The organism is Peptostreptococcus russellii (assembly GCF_003012055.1).
In the GTDB taxonomy this organism is placed as follows: Bacteria; Bacillota; Clostridia; order Peptostreptococcales; family Peptostreptococcaceae; genus Peptostreptococcus; species Peptostreptococcus russellii.
The window spans coordinates 34,609-53,075 of the sequence record NZ_JYGE01000006.1 but is presented as its reverse complement, the minus strand read 5'-3'; the positions used below and the strand labels follow the sequence as shown (position 1 = coordinate 53,075).

Here is an 18,467-nt window from a genome sequence, read left to right as displayed (position 1 = left end):
CTGATTAAATGGAAAAAACAAGTAGAATTATTCCGATAGAAATATCAGATGAAATGAAAAAATCATACATAGATTATTCTATGAGCGTTATAGCTGGTCGTGCTCTTCCAGACGTAAGAGACGGTCTAAAGCCTGTTCATAGAAGAATACTTTACTCAATGAGTGAACAGGGGATTACTCCAGATAAGCCTTATAGAAAATCAGCCCGTATAGTCGGTGACGTTTTGGGTAAGTACCATCCACATGGAGATAGCTCAGTTTATATGGCTATGGTAAAAATGGCTCAGGACTTCTCAACTAAAGAAATGCTTGTAGATGGACAAGGTAACTTTGGTTCAGTTGATGGTGATAGTCCAGCGGCAATGCGTTATACAGAGGCTAGAATGAGTAAGCTTGCACTAGAGCTACTTAGAGATATAGAGAAAGAAACAGTGGACTACGGTCCAAACTTTGATGAAACATTGAAGGAACCACTAGTTTTACCAGCTAGATATCCAAACCTATTGGTAAATGGATCAAATGGTATAGCGGTAGGTATGGCAACTTCAATACCACCACACAATCTTGGTGAAGTAATAGATGCAACAGTTTATTATATAGATAATCGTGATTGTGATGTAGATGATCTAATAAAGATCGTAAAGGGGCCAGACTTCCCAACAGCTGCTACTATTGTAGGTACTGAAGGAATAAAAAATGCCTACAGAACTGGTAGAGGTAAGGTAAAAGTTAGAGCCAAGGCTGAAATAGAAGAAGTTCCTAAGGGAAAACAGCAGATAATAGTAACAGAAATTCCTTATCAGGTAAATAAAGCTAGACTAGTAGAAAGAATAGCTGAACTAGTGAAGGATAAGAGAGTAGAAGGAATATCTGACCTTAGAGATGAGAGTAGTAGACATGGAATGAGAATAGTTATAGAACTAAAAAGGGATATAAATGCCAATATAGTTTTAAATAATTTATACAAACATTCCCAGCTTGAAGATACTTTTGGTATAATTATGTTATCATTAGTAAATGGAAGTCCAAAAGTGTTGAATTTGAAGGAAATAATAGGCTATTATGTAGATCATCAAAAGGATGTTATTACTAGAAGAACTCAGTTTGATTTGAAAAAGGCTCAAGCTCGTGCTCATATATTGGAAGGTCTAAAAATAGCACTTGATAATATTGATAGAGTAATTAAGATAATAAGAGGCTCAAAAACTGGTCAGATAGCAAAGGAAAGTTTGATTGAAGAGTTTGGTCTTTCTGAAATACAGGCACAGGCTATACTTGATATGAGACTTCAAAGACTAACAGGTCTTGAAAGAGAGAAAATAGATAAAGAATACAATGAACTTATGGAAAAGATAGAGTATTTAGAAAGTATACTTGCTGATGAAGATAAGTTATTTGGAGTGATAAAAGATGAGATGCTTGCAATTAAGAATAAATTTGCAAGAGAAAGACTTACAGATATTAAGCCTGCAGAGGGAGAATTTGATATAAAGGATCTATTTGAGGAAGAAGAAATAGCAATAACTCTTACTCACCTAGGATATATTAAGAGACTACCAGCAGATACTTATAGAAGTCAAAAAAGAGGTGGAAGAGGAGTATCAGCCCTTACAACTAGGGAAGAAGATTTCGTAACAGACCTTATCTCTACAACAACTCACTCAGTGATGTTATTCTTCACAAATAGAGGTAGAGTGTACAGATTAAACGCTTATGAAGTTCCAGAAGGAAAGAGAACTTCAAAGGGAACAGCTATAGTAAATCTCCTACAGCTAAATCCAGGGGAAAAGATAGCTAGAACTATATCATTTAATCCAGATGATGATACAAAGAATGAATCAGAATTTCTTCTTATGGGAACTAAAAATGGTATCGTAAAGAAGACTAAGATAAGTGAGTTCAAAAATATCAATAAATCAGGATTAATAGCAATTAACCTTAGAGATGGCGATGAACTAATCGGAGTAAAGATGACTGATGGCGATGAAGAAGTTATGCTAGTAACTCAAAACGGCATGAGTATAAGATTCAGTGAAAAAGACGTCAGAGCTATGGGAAGAGCAGCAACAGGTGTCAAGGGTATCACTCTAGGCAAAAAAGATATAGTTGTATCTATGGATCTTGCCAGCGAAGGAACAGACCTACTTGTTATAAGTGAAAAGGGATTCGGTAAGAGATCTGGCATAGAAGAGTATAGACCTCAGATAAGAGCTGGTAAGGGTATAAAGACTTACAACATAAACTCTAAAACTGGTAAGATAGTTGGTGCAACACTAGTAAATGAAGACGATGAGATAATGATGCTAAACTCTAATGGAGTTCTGATAAGAATAAGAGTTGAAGAAATATCTATATACGGAAGAATTACAAGTGGTGTAAAGCTAATGAGAACAGATGAAGAGGTTGAAGTTGTATCTATAGCTAAACTAAAGCGTGAAGATGAGATTGAATAAATAATAGGAGGCTGACTATGTCATTGAATATAAACTCAGATTATAAAAACGATAGCAACAGTTGGATTGTTAAAATTTCAGGTGAGCTTGATGTTTCTTGTGCTGATGATTTGAAAAAGGAATTGGATAGCAATATAGATAATAAACTTTCTAATGTTAAAATAGATATGTCTAATTTACAGTATATTGACTCTACTGGCATTGGTGTAATTATTGGTGCTATGAAGAAGTTGAGAAAAGAGAAAAAAGACATCTCAATTTTGAACGCAAAAGACAATGTAAAGAAAATATTTAAAATTACTGGCTTAGACCAGATCATACGTATGGAGGGATAGTCGTGGAATACGAAGTAATTAATATGAGTATGTCTAGTAATCCTAACTTTGTATCTGTGGTAAGACTGACAACATCAGGAATTGCCAGTAGGATGGGGTTCACATTAGACGACATAGAAGATTTGAAAGTATCAATATCTGAAGCTTGTACTAATGCTATAAAGCACAGCAAAGAAAAAGACTTTGAAATTATATTCTATATTTATGAGGATAGATTATCCATTGAGGTAAGAGATAAGGGAATTGGATATGATGAACAATGTGTAGAAGATCCAGACCTTAAAAATCCAAAAACAAGCGGACTTGGATTATTTATAATAAGAACACTTATGGATGAAGTAGATGTATGCACTTGCGGGAATAAGGGGACAATAATTAAAATGACTAAAATGGTTGGAGTTGAAGAATAATGAATCAAATGGCCACAGAAAAAAATTATGAGGAAATGGAAGTAAAGCAACTCTTCAAGATTTTTTCTGAGGATAAGAGCAACACAGCCGTAAGAAATATATTAATAGAAAAACATCTTTATCTAGCAAAGATATTGGCTAGAAAATATATAAATAAGGGTGTTGACTATGAGGATATATATCAAGTAGCATCTTTGGCTCTTATCTATGCTATTGACAGATATGATGTATCTAAGGGGTTTGAATTTTCGAGTTTTGCGACACCAACAATAGTGGGAGAAATCAAGAAGTATTTTAGAGATAAAGTTTGGACTATGAGAGTTCCTAGAAGAATTCAGGAACTGAGCAAGAAGATAAGTAATGCCAAGCTACATCTTGAGCAAGAATTTAAGAAGAGTCCTACTCCATCTGAGATAGCAAACTATCTAGATGTTACAGAAGAGGACGTTTTGGAAGCTATGGAAGCTTCATATGGTTATCAACCGATATCACTAGATACACCAAGCAATGACGACTCTGAGGACAAGGACATGACTCTCGGGGATAGAGTTGGAATGGAAGAAAGAAACTTTTCGGATATTGAGCAAAAAGACTTTTTAAATAGATTTATGGTAAATTTAAATGATTTAGAAGTGAGCATAATTGAAGGAAGATTCTTTGACAATAAGACTCAGTCAGTAATAGCTGATGAACTTGGAATATCTCAGATGACCGTGTCTAGATTGGAAAAAAAGATAGTTGAAAAGCTGAGAAAAGAATACCTTAAGGGTGTTGAGATTTAATATTTGGCTAAAAATAAAGTAAGGGGATTAGTTTACTAGTAACCTTACTTTTTTTATGTATTTTTATAATTTTATGATTCTATTAATTCTGTATATTTTTATTGAATAGATAATACTAGTTATATCTTAATATTCTGATAAATGTGCTATAATAAAATTTGAGATATATTTATATTATCTTTAATGATAGAGTTTTTACTTTGTATTCACTAATTATTTTATGCTAGTTTTTAAAAAGGAGGCAGTACTATGAGTGACAAAGAAAGGCTAGATATAGATGCAAATGCTCCAATACTAGGAGTAAATAAAAATATGAAAGTAGCTACAGAAAAGATATCTAAGGATCCAATAAATCCAAGAAATGCCTATATGTTGGTCAAAGATTAGTTGTTAAATGAAGGAAATGCAAGACAGAATTTAGCAACTTTTTGCCAGACATATATGATAGACGAGGCTAGTAAGTTGATGAGCGAGAGTATGGATAAAAATGCCATAGACAAGTCAGAATATCCAAGGACTGCAGAGTTAGAAAAGAGATGTGTAAGTATAATAGCAGATCTTTGGAATGCAAATCCTGATGAAAAGTTTATAGGAACATCTACAGTTGGATCATCTGAAGCCTGTATGCTAGGCGGTATGGCTATGAAGTTTAGCTGGAGGAAGATGGCTAAAGAATGTAATATAGATATAAATGCTAAAAAACCTAACCTTGTAATAAGTTCAGGATATCAAGTTTGCTGGGAAAAATTTTGTGTTTATTGGGATATAGAGCTAAGAGCAGTTCCTATGGATGAAGACAATTTGAGCCTAGATCCAGATAAATTACTAGACTACATAGATGAGTATACTATCGGTGTTGTAGGGATATTAGGTATTATATATACAGGTAAATTTGATGATATGAAGTCCCTAGACGCCAAATTAGAGGAGTATAATGCAAATCACGATATAAAGGTATATATGCATATAGATGGAGCTTCAGGAGGGCTATTTACTCCATTTGTAAATCCAGAATTGGAGTGGGACTTTAGACTAAAAAATGTTGTATCAATAAATACATCAGGCCACAAGTATGGTCTTGTTTATCCAGGAATCGGCTGGATAGTATGGAGAGATAAGAAATTTCTCCCAGAAGAATTAATATTTGAAGTTAGTTATCTAGGAGGAAAACTACCTACCATTGCAATTAATTTTTCCCACAGTGCCAGTCATATAATAGGTCAATACTATAACTTTTTGAGACTTGGATATAATGGATATAGAGAAATTCATGAATCTACTAGAGATGTAGCTGGATATCTCTCCAAAGAACTAGAAAATACGGGAATGTTTTATATATATAATGATGGATACAATCTTCCAATAGTGTGCTATCGTTTAAAAGAAGATAAAGATAGAAAATGGAATTTATATGAATTAGCTGATAGATTATTGATGAAAGGCTGGCAAGTTCCAGCATATCCTCTTCCAGATAATTTGTCTGATATAGTAATTCAAAGGATTGTGGTAAGATCAGATTTGGCTATGAACACAGCACAGGCATATATAGAGGATTTAAAAGAAGCTATTAATGATTTAGACAATGCAAGAGTCCTATATCATGATAAGGAAGAAATAAAAACATTTGGATTTACACATTAATAGATGGTTAGATAAGTATTATAAAGAGAGATAGGCCCCTAAGTTATTAGGAGCTTATTTTTCTTATGGAATACATTTTTAATATGTTATAATCATATGTATATATTTTGATATGGAGGTGAATATATGGAAGAATCAATAGAAAAACAAACCACGATATTTAATAGATCGGTCGATGCTTTTTTCGATAAATTACCGTCATTTGTAATAGCACTAGTAACTATTTTGATAGGTGTTATAATCGCAAAAATGGTAAAAAAAGCCTTAACTAGAATGCTTTACAAATATAAGTCTAGTGTAGGAATAATAAGTTTCCTTATAAACTTATCTCAAGTTTTAATTATAATGGTGGCTTTTATACAGGCTTTAGGCGGACTTGGAGTAAATACAACGTCATTTGCTGCTATACTTGGTGCTGCTGGTTTCAGTATAGGTTTAGCGTTTAAAGAGGTCTTGGCAAACTTTGGTTCAAGTATGATAATATTGTTTTTTAAACCATTCGATGTAGGGGATTATATACTATGCGATAATGTAGAAGGAAGTGTATTTGAGATACAAATGTTTTCTACAACACTAAAAACAGTAGACAATAAGCTAATAATAGTTCCAAATTCAATGATTACTTCAAATCCAGTAATAAATTATACATCACAAGACAGAAGAAGAATTGATTTTGCTTTTAACTTTGAATATGATACAGATGTCAAGAAATTATATGAAATAGCTGAAAGATTGTTTGAAGAAGAAAGCAGAATACTTAAATCACCAGCTCCCCTATTAGGAGTTGACTCAATGGAAAATAATATGATTAGATTTATAGCTAGACCTTGGGTAAAGACTGATGATTATTGGGATGTATACTACAAGTTGATGGAAGAATTCAAGCATGAATTTGATAGCAACAATATAAAACTATCTAGAATAAACATAATAAATAATAATTAAGTGATAAATAGATTTTTAAATTAAAATAAATTGATGGAAATCAGTAAAAAAAACTTTTCTATGCTATAATTTTACTTAGATAGAATAAAATTTAGTTTAGGGAGGATGTATATGAAAAAGTTAATAGCAATATCTATGGGAATTTTGTTTTTTATGTCTAGTATATCAGTTGTAAAAGCTGATGAGAAAGCTGACGAAGTAGTTAAGCAAAATATTAATGTCAGCAGAGTAGCAGGTTGGGACCGATATGAAAGTACGGTAAACGCCAATAAAAAGTATATGAAACAGGCTTATGGCAATCTAGCAGTGATAGCTAGTGGCAATGATTTTAAGACAGCTCTTTATGCTAGTTATATGGCATCAGCTCTAAAAGTACCTTACTTTGTAAACCCTAATCACGGAATGAGAAGTGATGTTTTAAATGAAATGAAAAGACTAAATGTTAAAAGGGTATATGTTGTAGGGGATTATTCTAAACTTGATAGAAGTATAGATAACACTCTTTTATCTAGGGGAATAAAGGTTGAAAGAGTATATGATGGTAAGAAATACTGTGATGGATATGGAAGTTGTTATGAAATGAGCTTGCATGAATATATAGATACTATACTATTTGAAGCTCTTCATAAAGGAGAAAATAGAGGGGATATTGGAAATGCAATTCTTATAAATGATAATAAATTTCCTGATTTATTATCTGCAGTACCATTTATAGCTAAAACTAACATAAAATATGCTTCAGGTTTATTGAATACAAACTCTATGAGTGATTGGGTAAGTAGTAGTGGATATGCTGTTTTGGATAACTGGTTTATAATAGGTGGTTATCAGAGTGTTCCCGAGGAATATAGAGTTAGAGACTATTTCTATGGAGAAGAGTTTGAAAATAAGTTGATGGTAAATGATGAAGAGACTTATGAGCCATATAGAACTTGGGGAAGAATAAGCGGTAAAAATAGATATAAAACAGCTGTAGAACTAGCAAAAGCTTATAATATAGTCCTACATCAAAATATAAACACAATAGTGCTAGTAAATGGTCAGGACTATCCAGATGCCCTATCATCTAGCCTAGTAGCCAGTCAAAATAATGCAGCAGTGCTTTTGACTGAGCCAAATAAATTAAATGAAGATACTGAAAAATATATTAGAGAAAATAATATAAAAAATGTGATTATTGTAGGTGGAGAAAAATCAGTATCTAAGAATGTTGAAAATATGCTTAAAGATTTTTAATTAAATAATATAAAAAAGGTTAGCTAGAAAATAGCTAACCTTTTTATGATTTTCACTAAAATACTAAAAAATAGATAATTAAAGAAAAATAAAAAAATTTAAAAATTATATATTAATATCCCAAAGTAAAGAATAAACATCAATGAATTTTAAAAAGATACAATTGAGGCAATATTTTGTATAAAAAACTTGATAAAAATCATTTATTGATATATAATGTATTCATACAAATATAAATATAGAGCAATGAAGGAGCCTAGTAGTTTGATTATTGTATTTAGAGAGTGGATGGTCGCTGAAAATCCTCTACAAAATCTTTCGAATCTACTCTGGAGCATCTAGTTTGAAATAGTACTAGACGTATGCCTGCGATAAAGGTATGAGGTGGATTATATTTATAATCAACTAGGGTGGCAACGCGGAATATGACTTTCGTCCCTTGTAGGGATGTTGGTCTTTTTTTATACCCAAAATCAGATAATCGATCTGTTTTTATGGTTTTTTATTCATTGCAGTAAAGATATTATAAATAAATTTATTTAAAGGAGAAAAGATATGTTAGAAGTTAAAAGAATCAGAGAAAACTTAGATGAAATAAAAGTTTTGATGGGAAGAAGAGGAGAAGGAGAATTTGATCCTAAGGACCTTGATGAAGTAATAGAGTTAGATGATAAAAGAAAAGAAATACTTAAAGAAGTAGAAGTAATGAAGAATCAGTCAAATGTTGAATCAAAGAAGATTCCAACTATGATGAAAAACGGTGAAAATGTAGATGAAGTAAAGGCAGAACTTAAGAAGTTATCTGACAGTATAAAGGAATTAGATGTTCAGTTAAAGGAAGTTGAAGAAAAGTTAAAGTATAGACTTCTTAGAATACCTAATGTTCCAAATCCAGATGTTCCACAGGGTGAAACAGATGAAGATAATGTAGAAATCAGAAGATGGGGAGAAACTACTAAGTTTGACTTTGATTACAAGGCTCACTGGGATGTAGGAACTGGTCTAGATATATTAGATTTTGAAAGAGCTGGCAAGATTACTGGATCAAGATTTACTGTATACAAGGGATTAGGTGCAAGACTTGAAAGATCTTTAATAGCTTTCTTTATGGATTATCATAGTGATCATCATGGATACACAGAAGTAATACCTCCTTTTATGGCTAATGAAAATAGCTTTATAGGAACAGGTCAGCTTCCAAAATTTGCTGAAGATATGTTTAAGATTGAAGGACTTAACTATTACCTAGTACCAACTGCAGAAGTACCTGTAACTAATATATATGCAGGTGAAATACTAGATGTAGAAAAACTTCCAATCAAGCACTGTGCATACACTCCTTGCTTTAGATCAGAAGCAGGTTCTGCAGGTAGAGATACAAGAGGTCTTGTAAGACAGCACCAGTTCAACAAAGTAGAACTAGTTAAGTTTGTTAAGCCAGAAGATTCTTATGAAGAGCTAGAAAAACTTACTAATGATGCTGAAAAGATGCTTCAGTTACTAAATATACCTTACAGAGTAGTTAAGATATGTACAGGAGATCTAGGATTTACTGCAGCTAAGAAGTATGATATAGAAGTATGGATGCCAAGTTACAATAGATATGTTGAAATATCTTCTTGCTCAAACTTTGAAGATTTCCAGGCTAGAAGAGCAAATATAAGATTTAAGAGAGATAGAAAGGCTAAGACTGAATTTGTTCATACACTAAATGGTTCAGGTCTTGCAGTAGGTAGAACTGTAGCAGCTATACTTGAAAACTATCAGCAGGCTGATGGTACAGTAGTTGTTCCAGAAATACTAAAGCCATATATGAACTGTGATGTTATAAAGTAGTCCTTTTTCAATATAAAATCAGACTATAACTTTCAGTAAAATTTAAATAAAACAATACATAACTAGAGTTTTATATAATTATATTATAGACTCTAGTTATTTTTTTTAAAAACTAATATTAAGAAGTAAAAAGTTAAAAATAAAAGGAATGTATAGAATTATTTGATTAATATAGAAAATAAAGAATATACCCTTGAATAATAGATAATTGTATAGTATAATCCTAACTAGAGTGTTGATTATGTTCGCACGAAGGGGTACACCACCGCGGGTGTAGCTTCCCTTCGTGCGTTTTTTTATGGAAATAAATAAGAAAGGAGCATTATTTGTGATAAAAGTTAATGGTAAAAAGTATGAAATAGACTCAGTTAATTTGCTAGAATTTATAAGATCAGAAAAATTTGATGAAAATAAAATAGCTGTAGAGTTAAATGGGGATATTGTAAAAAGAGGAAATTATGATCAATACATACTTTCTGATGGCGATAAAATAGAAATAGTATGCTTTGTGGGAGGTGGCTAATTTGCTAGAGGATATTTGCTTAGAAGAAATATCAAAAAGAAATATAAAAGATTCAACTGATATATTTCAATCTTCTAGAGTCTGTATTTTAGGATTAGGTGGCTTAGGATCTAACATAGCGGTTATGCTTGCTAGAAGTTCTATTGGAACTTTGCATTTGATAGATTTTGATGATGTAGAAATATCAAATTTAAATAGGCAATACTACACACTGGAAAATATAGATATGAAAAAAACACAAGCTATAAAAAATATAATAGAAAAAATAAACCCTTTTGTGGAAGTGATAATAGAAAATACAAAAATAACGGAAAAAAATATAGATAATATTATAAAAGACGAAAAATACATAGTAGAAGCCTTAGATGATGCAGATAGCAAGGCTATGTTAGTAAATAAAATTTTGGAAAGCTATCCAGAAAAATATATTATTTCCGCTTCTGGAATGGCTGGTGTTGGAGATTCAAATGGAATAAAAACAAAAAGAGTAATGAAAAATCTCTATATTTGTGGAGACGGATTTAGAGATTATGAAGAGTATTCAGGAATGATGGCCCCTAGAGTTAATCTTTGTGCTGCTCATCAGGCAAACCTTGTCTTAGAATTAATACTGGAAGAAAGTAAAAAGAAAAAATAATTATAGTTTTTGGAGGTAAATAATATGGATGATAAATTAATAATAGCTGGAAGAGAGTTTGACTCACGTTTTATATTAGGATCAGGAAAATACTCTCTTGACTTAATAGAAAGTGCAGTAAAATATGCAGATGCACAGATGATTACACTTGCTCTTAGAAGGGCTGTTGCTGGTGATGTAGAAAATATATTGGACCATATACCAGAAGGAGTAACACTTTTGCCAAATACATCTGGAGCTAGAAATGCTGAAGAGGCTGTAAGAATAGCAAGGCTATCACGTGAATGTGGCTGTGGTGATTTCATAAAAATAGAGGTAATAAGAGATTCTAAATACTTGTTGCCAGACAATGAAGAAACTATTAAGGCAACAGAAATACTTGCTAAAGAAGGTTTTATAGTTATGCCATATATGTATCCAGATTTAAATGTGGCAAGAGATTTAAAAAATTCAGGAGCAGCATGTATTATGCCTCTAGGATCACCAATAGGATCTAATAAAGGTTTAGCAACAAAAGAATTTATACAGATATTGATAGATGAAATAGATCTTCCAGTCATAGTAGATGCTGGCATAGGAAGACCGTCTCAAGCGTGTGAAGCTATGGAAATGGGAGCAGCAGCTATTATGGCAAATACAGCCATAGCAACATCAGAAGATATTCTTATGATGGCAGAGGCATTTAAAGATGCTATAAATGCTGGTAGAAAGGCATATCTAGCCAAGATGGGAAGAGTAATTGATCGTGGTGCAGTAGCATCTTCACCACTTACAGGTTTTTTAGAAGATTAGGAGGTAAAAAATGAAAAGAATAGATCATATGAAATATTTAGAAGGAATGGAAGAGATAGATTCTGATATTTTAGATAGGGTGATATCTTCTATGAATGACTTTGATGCAGATAATTTTACTAGAGCAGATGTAAAAGAAGCTTTGTCAAAAGAAAATATATCTCCAAGAGACTTTCAAGCACTTTTATCTCCAGCAGCAGAAGAATTTCTAGAAGATATGGCAATTAGAGCTCAAAAGGAGACAAGAAAGCATTTTGGAAACTCAATTTATATGTTTACACCATTATATATATCAAATTACTGTGAAAATTACTGTATATATTGCGGATTCAACTCACACAATAAAATAAAAAGGTCAAAACTAAATTTTGAACAAATAGAAAAAGAAATGAAGGCAATAGCTCAAACAGGATTGCAAGAAATACTTATACTTACAGGAGAGAGTAGAAAATTTTCTGATGTAGAGTATATTGGGGAAGCTTGTAGATTAGCTAGTAAATATTTTAATATGGTAGGTTTGGAAATTTATCCAGTTAACTCTGATGAATACGCCTATCTTAATTCTTGTGGTGCCGACTATGTAACTGTGTTTCAGGAAACATATAATTCTGATAAGTATGAAACACTACACTTAGCAGGACATAAGAGAATATTTCCATACAGGGCAAACGCACAGGAAAGAGCATTGATGGGATCAATGAGAGGTGTAGGTTTTGCTGCACTTTTGGGACTGGATCAGTTTAGAAAAGATGCTTTTGCTACAGGATATCACGCATATCTAATTCAGCAAAAGTATCCTCATGCAGAGATTGCACTATCTTGTCCAAGACTTAGACCTATTATAAATAATGACAAAATAAACCCTAAAGATGTACATGAAAGGCAGCTCCTTCAAATAATATGTGCATATAGAATATTTCTTCCCTTTGCCAATATCACTGTATCAACTAGGGAAAGAGCAGGATTTAGGGACAATATAATCAAGATAGCAGCTACAAAAGTATCGGCAGGAGTAAGTACAGGTATAGGAAGTCACTCAGATGAAGTAGCTGAAGAAAAGGGCGATGAACAGTTTGAAATATCAGATCCTAGGAATGTAGATGAAGTATTTCAGGCAATAAAAGATGCTGGACTTCAGCCAGTGATGAGTGATTATATAAATCTAGCAATAGGAAAGTAAAATAAAATGGGCTAATAGGAGGATTTGATGATAAAACTAAAAATAATAAGCAATAGAAGTTTATGCCAGACTTCTTTGGATATTACAGTTGAAAAGATATTTTATAATTATTTGCTTTCTAGAAAAAATTCAAAAAAAGATGACCAAGTAAATTTTAATAAAAAAATAGTTTTTAAAAATGATGATTTTTCTAGTAAAAATATATTGAAAGATTCAAAGATGATAGATTTTTTAAAGGACTTTGAAATTGATTCAATTGTATTGAGAGAAAAAGATTTAAGTGAAAGCAGTTATAAGAGTTTATATAAAAATATACTTAAGATATCATCAAAATACAATATAGATCTATTTGCCCATTCTTATTATAAAGATGCTCTATATATGGAAGGTGGAAAAATCCATCTTCCACTATATATATTTGAAGAAATATGCGAAAAAATAGATTCAGAAGAAAAAGATAATAAAAGTTTGGATAAATTTTTTAAATGCTATAAAGAAATAGGTGTATCAGTTCATAGTATTGACGAAGCCAAAAGAGCTGAAAGTCTAGGAGCAAGCTATCTTATATTTGGGCATATATTTGAAACTGACTGTAAAAAGGGACTAGAGCCAAGAGGGTTAAAGCTTCTAAGAGAGCTTTGTTCATCAGTAGAGATACCAATCTATGCAATAGGTGGAATAACGCCTCAAAACGCATATTTGGCAGTAGAAAATGGTGCAAAAGGGGTGTGCATCATGTCGGGAATAATGAAACTTTAAGTAAAAATCAAATTAGATTTGACGAAATATTTTTTTAAGATATACTAGTCTATGTAGAAACTATATCCAATAAAAATATAAGAGAGAGAAACTATGAATAGAGAAGAATACTTTATGACCGAAGCATTACTAGAAGCTAAAAAAGCATACTCATTAAAAGAAACTCCAATCGGTGCTGTGATAGTCTATGAAGATAAAATAGTAGGCAGAGGATTTAACAGTGTAGAAATTAGCAGAGATTCTATTAATCATGCGGAGATTATGGCAATAAAAGATGCTCAGAAAAATCTAAACAGATGGAGACTTTTTGATTGTGAGATATACGTAACTATGGAACCGTGCTTTATGTGTAGTGGGGCAATAGTCAACGCAAGAATCAAGTCTCTATATATAGCTGCCAGTCACAATAAAAATAAAAAAGTAGACAAGCACAATAAATTTCAAAGGGAGTTTCTAATAGATAGCAAGGTAGAATCACATTTTGGAATAATGGAAGAAGAAGCTTCTAGGCTGTTGACTAGCTTTTTTAAAGAAAGAAGAAAAGAAAAAAAGAAAAATAATAAAAAAAGCACTAAAGATACTTACTAAAAGTATGATTTTATGTTATTATCATAAAGGTGTGAGATTCAATCTTATACTGTATTAAATATTAATTCCTGATTAAATTATTTTAAAAAGGATATGATATATAAAGATACAATATTTATTAAGTGGAGAGGTGTCCGAGTGGCTTAAGGGGCTCGCCTGGAAAGCGAGTGTGTGGGCAACTGCACCGAGGGTTCAAATCCCTCTCTCTCCGCCAAATTAAAATTCATAGAATATATTGGAACTACTAACTTTAGATATTAGTAGTTTTTTTAATACTTAAATAATAGAACTGTAACTAGTAACACAGTAAATTATAAAATTAGGCTACAAAAAGAGAGGTTTTAATCCTCTCTAAAAGTTAAATATATTATTTATAGTTTCTACAGCTTCTTGCTTTGTTCTTCTAAAGTTAAAAAATGCTTTAAATAAGGTATCTTATACTTAGAAAGGTATTCAAATATAACATAATTTCTCAATATTATATATTTTTACAGCTCTATTTAATACAGTTTTAAATATGTGGTCATTATTATAGTTTACTAATTAATAGATTTCTAATTTTCATCAAACTTAGATTTTGAAATATTTTATTCACCATTGGCACAATTAATCATGTTATCATCACTATTATAAGCTTAAAATCAAATGTTTTTTTGAAATATTTTAAAGTCTTTAGAGAATATTAAGTTTTTAAGATCTTCACTCTTAAAAATCTTTGAATTTGCTATTTTACCAATTTTTATAAAATGATCACAAGGTAACTTCATATCAAAAAGAATTCTATACTCTCTTTGATAACTAAATTTAGATTCTTTATAGAAAAATCGATTAACGCTTTCATTAAAAAAACAATTAATATGTTCCTTAGAATTAGAATTATAATTAACTTTATTTATACATGTATATATTCCATTAAGTTTACTATATATGTATAAATTATTATAAAGCTCAGGTGGATCTATAATTACACAGTACTTACCAAATGAATCAGACATTTTAGAAATCTCAGAATCAGTAAAAGGAAGCTTTAAATAGTAAGAATTATTTTCTGCATAGTCTAGTTTTTCCATGCTTTTTATTTCGATTCCAACTAATGATACAATAGGTTTTTTAGAGTCGCTATCAAACCTTATATTAGCTATGGAATCAGCTTCACCAAGTAGTTCATCAGTTTCAATATCTAAAATTTTAATTGATGATGGTATCGGATTTAGAGTTAACTCATTTTTATCACCCTGGGAACTATTCCCTGTATTAAGTTCAACTTCTCTAAAATAGTCAATTGTATTAGAGTACAAATCACCATTGCAAATATCTTTAGCATATTCAATTTTATCGCAAAATTTTATAAATATATAAGGCATTATATTACCTTCAATTTCCTTCATAAAACATCCTCCTACATATAAAATATTCAATGTTAGAGCCGAGTTTACTCTGTTATTTGTAAATAAGTAACACTATGGGCTGATAACATTAACTTAAACATTAAAGGCATTGTTTGTTTTCTTTAAAGACTCAAAGTTAGGCAATCTATTACTAATTTCTATAGAAGTGAGCTAGTTACGAGACAAGCCAGATAAATTAAGTAATTCAGATTGAGTTTAAAATTTTTGTTTCTTTAATTTTTTAAATCACAATAACTATTTTTGTGATTTAAATTTTATGCTAAAATATATTTTTGATATTTTAATCTATAAATATATTTTAGCAACATTGTCAATTAAATACAAATAAATAATAAAAATTAATATTGAAAACAAACTGATTAAAGCAATTTATTGATTTGTAAAAGCTACATGAATAGAGTTTATTTTAAAAATATAGACTATATTAGTATTTCATTTAGGAATTTACAATACATAAAATATAATATGTAAAATTGTATATTAATAGATATTATGGATATAATAATAGTAAGCTTGGAATTAAAGTTGTAAACTTAAGTATTGAGAAGCTGAAAGATGAGATATATTTATAGACAAATCTTGATTATTAATCTTAAAGTACTAGATTTGATATATGATATTGTGCTAATAGCTTTATTCGTATTTGTAAAGGTAATAAGATAATCAGAATATAATTAGAAGGTATTTGTGATTTGTTGGTATGTGTGTTAGCAAAGGAGTTGTTATTATGAAGATGCCAGCTATGTTTGTTGGGCATGGAAGTCCGATGAATGTTATAGAAGATAATGAGTACACTAAAAAGTGGTCAGAAGTAGCAAATATTATTCCTAGACCAAATGGAATTATTTGTATATCGGCACACTGGTATACTAATGGTAAATATACAAATGATAAAAGTCATCCAAAACAGATATATGATATGTATGGATTTCCAGAAGAGCTATACGCATTTAAGTATCCAGTTGAGGGTAGCAAGTCTTTGGCAAAAGAGATTAAAAGAGCAATTGATGGAGTAAAGATAGATAACTCTTGGGGAATAGATCATGGAACTTGGGCGGTGCTTTGTAAGATGTATCCAAAGGCAGATATTCCAGTAGTTCAGTTGAGCGTAGACGGATCTGTATCTGTCAATGAACACTTCGAAATAGCAAAGAAGCTATATAAGTTCAGAAAAGAAGGGTATTTGATTCTTGGAAGTGGAAATGTTGTACATAATCTTAGATTGATAAATCCAGAGATAGATGGCTATGACTGAGCCTATGAATTTGATAGATATATCAAGGAAAGTATATTGAGTAGAGATTTTTCAAAGGTTATAGACTATAAGAGTGCTGGTGCATCTCATGAGAAGTCCTTCAAGACCTTGGAACACTTCTTGCCGCTAATATATGCTTTGGGTGTAGTGGATAAAGAGGATAGTATAGAAGTATTTAATGAAGGTTGTATGATGGGCTCACTATCAATGACTTCATATATATTTAGATAAGTTGATATAAATATGTAGAAATGACATTAGATACATAGATATGATATTAATTTATATACATAGAAAATATAAGTAATGGATTAATATTAGAAAATAATATAAAAAAGCAATATATACTTGTAAAACAAAGGAGCAGTTGATGACTGCTCTTTTTTATTGAGTAAATTTAAAAATATCATTTTTGTAAAAGTTAATAAATAATAAAAATTTATAATTTTGATTATTTATTTTTATTATTTAGAATAATACAAAATCAAGCGATGTGATATGCTATAATAAAAATTAATATAGATTAAAATATAATTTAAAAGGAGATTATTTATGAAAAAATTATTATCAGTATGTCTTGGAATTATGTTGTTTTTATCTAGTTTAGCGATATCAAATGCTGATGAAAAGATTAATATTAGCAGAGTATCTGGATGGGACAGATATGAAACAACGGTAAATGCTAATAAAAAGTATATGAACAGTGCAAACGGTAATCTTGCGGTAATAGCTAGTGGAAATGATTTTAGAACGGCTTTTTGTGGAAGTTACTTATCATCTGCTTTGAAAGTACCTTACTTTGTGAACCCTAAGCATGGAGTAAGAAGTGATATATTAAATGAATTAAAGAGATTAAATGTTAATAGAGTTTATATTATGGGGGACTATAGTGTATTAGATAAAAGTATTGATAATACTTTAAAAAATAATAAAATTAAATCTGAAAGAATAAAGGATATCGTTCCAGGAGAGCAAGGAGTTATAATACCAACATTAAGAGTTACTAGTCAAATTATCAACTTTACTTTTGATACTGGTGAATATCATAAAATGTTGATTAATATGAATAAATTTCCTGATATGCTTTCTGTTGCTCCATTTGCATCAGAAATGTCTAGGAGATTTGGATTTGACTTAATTGATTATGGAGATTGGAATAGACCGATTGATGATTATGAATATGTAGTAGGTGGAATGAATACTATTCCCGAATATATTCCTATAGTTCCACTTGGAAAAAGGTTTGATGGGGCTAATAGATACGAGACTGCTGTTAAGATAGCTGAAACATTTAAAACTTTCGAAGGTACGGAATTTGGGAATGTAAATCAAAATGGAGAATATATATACGATCGTATTCCTTATAAAAACACAGTTGTTTTAGTAAATGGAGAAGATTATCCAGATGCCTTATCATCAAGTTTAGTGGCAACTCAAAACAATGGAGTAGTACTTTTAACTCAGCCAAATAGATTAAATGAAGATACAGCCAATTACATAAAAAATAAGGATATAAAAAATGTAATTATAGTTGGTGGAGAAAAGTCAGTATCTAAAAATGTAGAAAATGAGCTGAAAAATTTAAAAGTAAATTAAGAAAGAATTAATAGATAATAATTTAAAATTGAAATAAGGAAGAGTGATGTTTTTATAATTAAGCAAATAATTATATATGTTATAACAAAA

General features: G+C 30.8%; 19 protein-coding genes, 1 tRNA gene and 1 other annotated feature. Of the genes, 19 read left to right on the top strand and 1 reads right to left on the bottom strand.

The features are described from left to right. Positions 1-8: 8 nt before the first annotated feature. From gyrA to UF10_RS06965, 16 genes are all read left to right on the top strand, one after another. Positions 9-2,453, top strand: a complete 2,445-nt coding sequence (gyrA, locus tag UF10_RS07035; RefSeq protein ID WP_106777077.1) for a DNA gyrase subunit A — start codon at positions 9-11, stop codon at positions 2,451-2,453. Positions 2,454-2,470: 17 nt separating this feature from the next. Further along, a complete protein-coding gene (locus tag UF10_RS07030) occupies positions 2,471-2,788 on the top strand; it encodes an STAS domain-containing protein (RefSeq protein WP_106777076.1) in 318 nt (105 codons plus the stop codon). Positions 2,789-2,790: 2 nt separating this feature from the next. Continuing rightward, positions 2,791-3,198: an ATP-binding protein gene (locus UF10_RS07025; RefSeq protein WP_170062464.1), complete on the top strand. Its 408-nt coding sequence runs from the start codon at positions 2,791-2,793 to the stop codon at positions 3,196-3,198. Continuing rightward, positions 3,198-3,980, top strand: a complete 783-nt coding sequence (locus UF10_RS07020) for a SigB/SigF/SigG family RNA polymerase sigma factor (protein ID WP_106777075.1) — start codon at positions 3,198-3,200, stop codon at positions 3,978-3,980. The genes UF10_RS07025 and UF10_RS07020 overlap by 1 nt, the downstream gene beginning before the upstream one ends. A 249-nt stretch (positions 3,981-4,229) precedes the next feature. After that, the gene (locus tag UF10_RS09510) at positions 4,230-4,367 is read left to right on the top strand and encodes a hypothetical protein (RefSeq protein ID WP_330403939.1); all 138 of its coding nucleotides are present in this window, start codon (positions 4,230-4,232) and stop codon (positions 4,365-4,367) included. Next, positions 4,368-5,621, top strand: coding sequence for a glutamate decarboxylase (locus UF10_RS07015; RefSeq protein WP_330403938.1), 1,254 nt, complete (start codon positions 4,368-4,370; stop codon positions 5,619-5,621). It begins immediately after the preceding gene. Between the two features lie 126 nt (positions 5,622-5,747). Next, complete coding sequence (locus UF10_RS07010) at positions 5,748-6,566, top strand: mechanosensitive ion channel family protein (protein WP_106777074.1); 819 nt, start codon at positions 5,748-5,750, stop codon at positions 6,564-6,566. A 111-nt stretch (positions 6,567-6,677) separates the two neighbouring features. Next, positions 6,678-7,802, top strand: coding sequence for a cell wall-binding repeat-containing protein (locus UF10_RS07005; RefSeq protein ID WP_242969072.1), 1,125 nt, complete (start codon positions 6,678-6,680; stop codon positions 7,800-7,802). Positions 7,803-8,039: 237 nt separating this feature from the next. Further along, positions 8,040-8,245 (top strand) — a binding site (T-box leader). Between the two features lie 112 nt (positions 8,246-8,357). Next, positions 8,358-9,638 (top strand): serine--tRNA ligase, encoded by a 1,281-nt coding sequence (serS, locus tag UF10_RS07000; protein WP_106777072.1) that lies wholly within the window; start codon positions 8,358-8,360, stop codon positions 9,636-9,638. Positions 9,639-9,936: 298 nt separating this feature from the next. Further along, positions 9,937-10,161 (top strand): sulfur carrier protein ThiS, encoded by a 225-nt coding sequence (gene thiS, locus UF10_RS06995; protein ID WP_242969071.1) that lies wholly within the window; start codon positions 9,937-9,939, stop codon positions 10,159-10,161. 1 nt (position 10,162) lies between these two features. Continuing rightward, positions 10,163-10,798 carry a sulfur carrier protein ThiS adenylyltransferase ThiF gene (thiF, locus tag UF10_RS06990; protein ID WP_106777070.1) on the top strand — a complete coding sequence of 212 codons (636 nt, stop codon included), beginning with the start codon at positions 10,163-10,165 and terminating at the stop codon, positions 10,796-10,798. Between the two features lie 24 nt (positions 10,799-10,822). Beyond that, the gene (locus UF10_RS06985) at positions 10,823-11,590 is read left to right on the top strand and encodes a thiazole synthase (protein WP_106777069.1); all 768 of its coding nucleotides are present in this window, start codon (positions 10,823-10,825) and stop codon (positions 11,588-11,590) included. Between the two features lie 10 nt (positions 11,591-11,600). Beyond that, on the top strand, positions 11,601-12,770 hold the full coding sequence (gene thiH, locus UF10_RS06980) for a 2-iminoacetate synthase ThiH (protein ID WP_106777068.1): 1,170 nt from the start codon (positions 11,601-11,603) through the stop codon (positions 12,768-12,770). 27 nt (positions 12,771-12,797) lie between these two features. After that, positions 12,798-13,529 carry a thiamine phosphate synthase gene (locus UF10_RS06975; RefSeq protein WP_106777067.1) on the top strand — a complete coding sequence of 244 codons (732 nt, stop codon included), beginning with the start codon at positions 12,798-12,800 and terminating at the stop codon, positions 13,527-13,529. A gap of 93 nt (positions 13,530-13,622) precedes the next feature. Then, on the top strand, positions 13,623-14,117 hold the full coding sequence (locus UF10_RS06970) for a nucleoside deaminase (RefSeq protein ID WP_106777066.1): 495 nt from the start codon (positions 13,623-13,625) through the stop codon (positions 14,115-14,117). A gap of 124 nt (positions 14,118-14,241) precedes the next feature. Next, positions 14,242-14,331: transfer RNA gene (locus UF10_RS06965), tRNA-Ser, on the top strand. 427 nt (positions 14,332-14,758) lie between these two features. Here UF10_RS06965 and UF10_RS06960 read toward each other — a convergent pair. Beyond that, a complete protein-coding gene (locus tag UF10_RS06960) occupies positions 14,759-15,505 on the bottom strand; it encodes a hypothetical protein (protein ID WP_106777065.1) in 747 nt (248 codons plus the stop codon). Between the two features lie 748 nt (positions 15,506-16,253). Between UF10_RS06960 and UF10_RS06955 the strand changes: the two genes are divergently transcribed. The 3 genes from UF10_RS06955 to UF10_RS06950 all read left to right on the top strand — a co-directional run bounded on the left by UF10_RS06955 (position 16,254) and on the right by UF10_RS06950 (position 18,377). After that, complete coding sequence (locus UF10_RS06955; protein ID WP_330403937.1) at positions 16,254-16,781, top strand: DODA-type extradiol aromatic ring-opening family dioxygenase; 528 nt, start codon at positions 16,254-16,256, stop codon at positions 16,779-16,781. Positions 16,782-16,817: 36 nt separating this feature from the next. Next, positions 16,818-17,012: a hypothetical protein gene (locus UF10_RS09505; RefSeq protein WP_330403936.1), complete on the top strand. Its 195-nt coding sequence runs from the start codon at positions 16,818-16,820 to the stop codon at positions 17,010-17,012. Positions 17,013-17,333: 321 nt separating this feature from the next. Further along, a complete protein-coding gene (locus UF10_RS06950; protein WP_106777064.1) occupies positions 17,334-18,377 on the top strand; it encodes a cell wall-binding repeat-containing protein in 1,044 nt (347 codons plus the stop codon). The last annotated feature ends 90 nt before the right edge of the window (positions 18,378-18,467 follow it).

What these genes read in the sequence shown, in the direction of transcription:
- gyrA (WP_106777077.1), top strand. Translation starts at nt 9, where the DNA reads ATGGAAAAAACAAGTAGAATTATTCCGATAGAAATATCAGATGAAATG.
- UF10_RS07030 (WP_106777076.1), top strand. Translation starts at nt 2,471, where the DNA reads ATGTCATTGAATATAAACTCAGATTATAAAAACGATAGCAACAGTTGG.
- UF10_RS07020 (WP_106777075.1), top strand. Translation starts at nt 3,198, where the DNA reads ATGAATCAAATGGCCACAGAAAAAAATTATGAGGAAATGGAAGTAAAG.
- UF10_RS09510 (WP_330403939.1), top strand. Translation starts at nt 4,230, where the DNA reads ATGAGTGACAAAGAAAGGCTAGATATAGATGCAAATGCTCCAATACTA.
- UF10_RS07010 (WP_106777074.1), top strand. Translation starts at nt 5,748, where the DNA reads ATGGAAGAATCAATAGAAAAACAAACCACGATATTTAATAGATCGGTC.
- UF10_RS07005 (WP_242969072.1), top strand. Translation starts at nt 6,678, where the DNA reads ATGAAAAAGTTAATAGCAATATCTATGGGAATTTTGTTTTTTATGTCT.
- serS (WP_106777072.1), top strand. Translation starts at nt 8,358, where the DNA reads ATGTTAGAAGTTAAAAGAATCAGAGAAAACTTAGATGAAATAAAAGTT.
- thiS (WP_242969071.1), top strand. Translation starts at nt 9,937, where the DNA reads ATGGAAATAAATAAGAAAGGAGCATTATTTGTGATAAAAGTTAATGGT.
- UF10_RS06985 (WP_106777069.1), top strand. Translation starts at nt 10,823, where the DNA reads ATGGATGATAAATTAATAATAGCTGGAAGAGAGTTTGACTCACGTTTT.
- thiH (WP_106777068.1), top strand. Translation starts at nt 11,601, where the DNA reads ATGAAAAGAATAGATCATATGAAATATTTAGAAGGAATGGAAGAGATA.
- UF10_RS06975 (WP_106777067.1), top strand. Translation starts at nt 12,798, where the DNA reads ATGATAAAACTAAAAATAATAAGCAATAGAAGTTTATGCCAGACTTCT.
- UF10_RS06970 (WP_106777066.1), top strand. Translation starts at nt 13,623, where the DNA reads ATGAATAGAGAAGAATACTTTATGACCGAAGCATTACTAGAAGCTAAA.
- UF10_RS06960 (WP_106777065.1), bottom strand. Translation starts at nt 15,505, where the DNA reads ATGAAGGAAATTGAAGGTAATATAATGCCTTATATATTTATAAAATTT.
- UF10_RS06955 (WP_330403937.1), top strand. Translation starts at nt 16,254, where the DNA reads ATGAAGATGCCAGCTATGTTTGTTGGGCATGGAAGTCCGATGAATGTT.
- UF10_RS06950 (WP_106777064.1), top strand. Translation starts at nt 17,334, where the DNA reads ATGAAAAAATTATTATCAGTATGTCTTGGAATTATGTTGTTTTTATCT.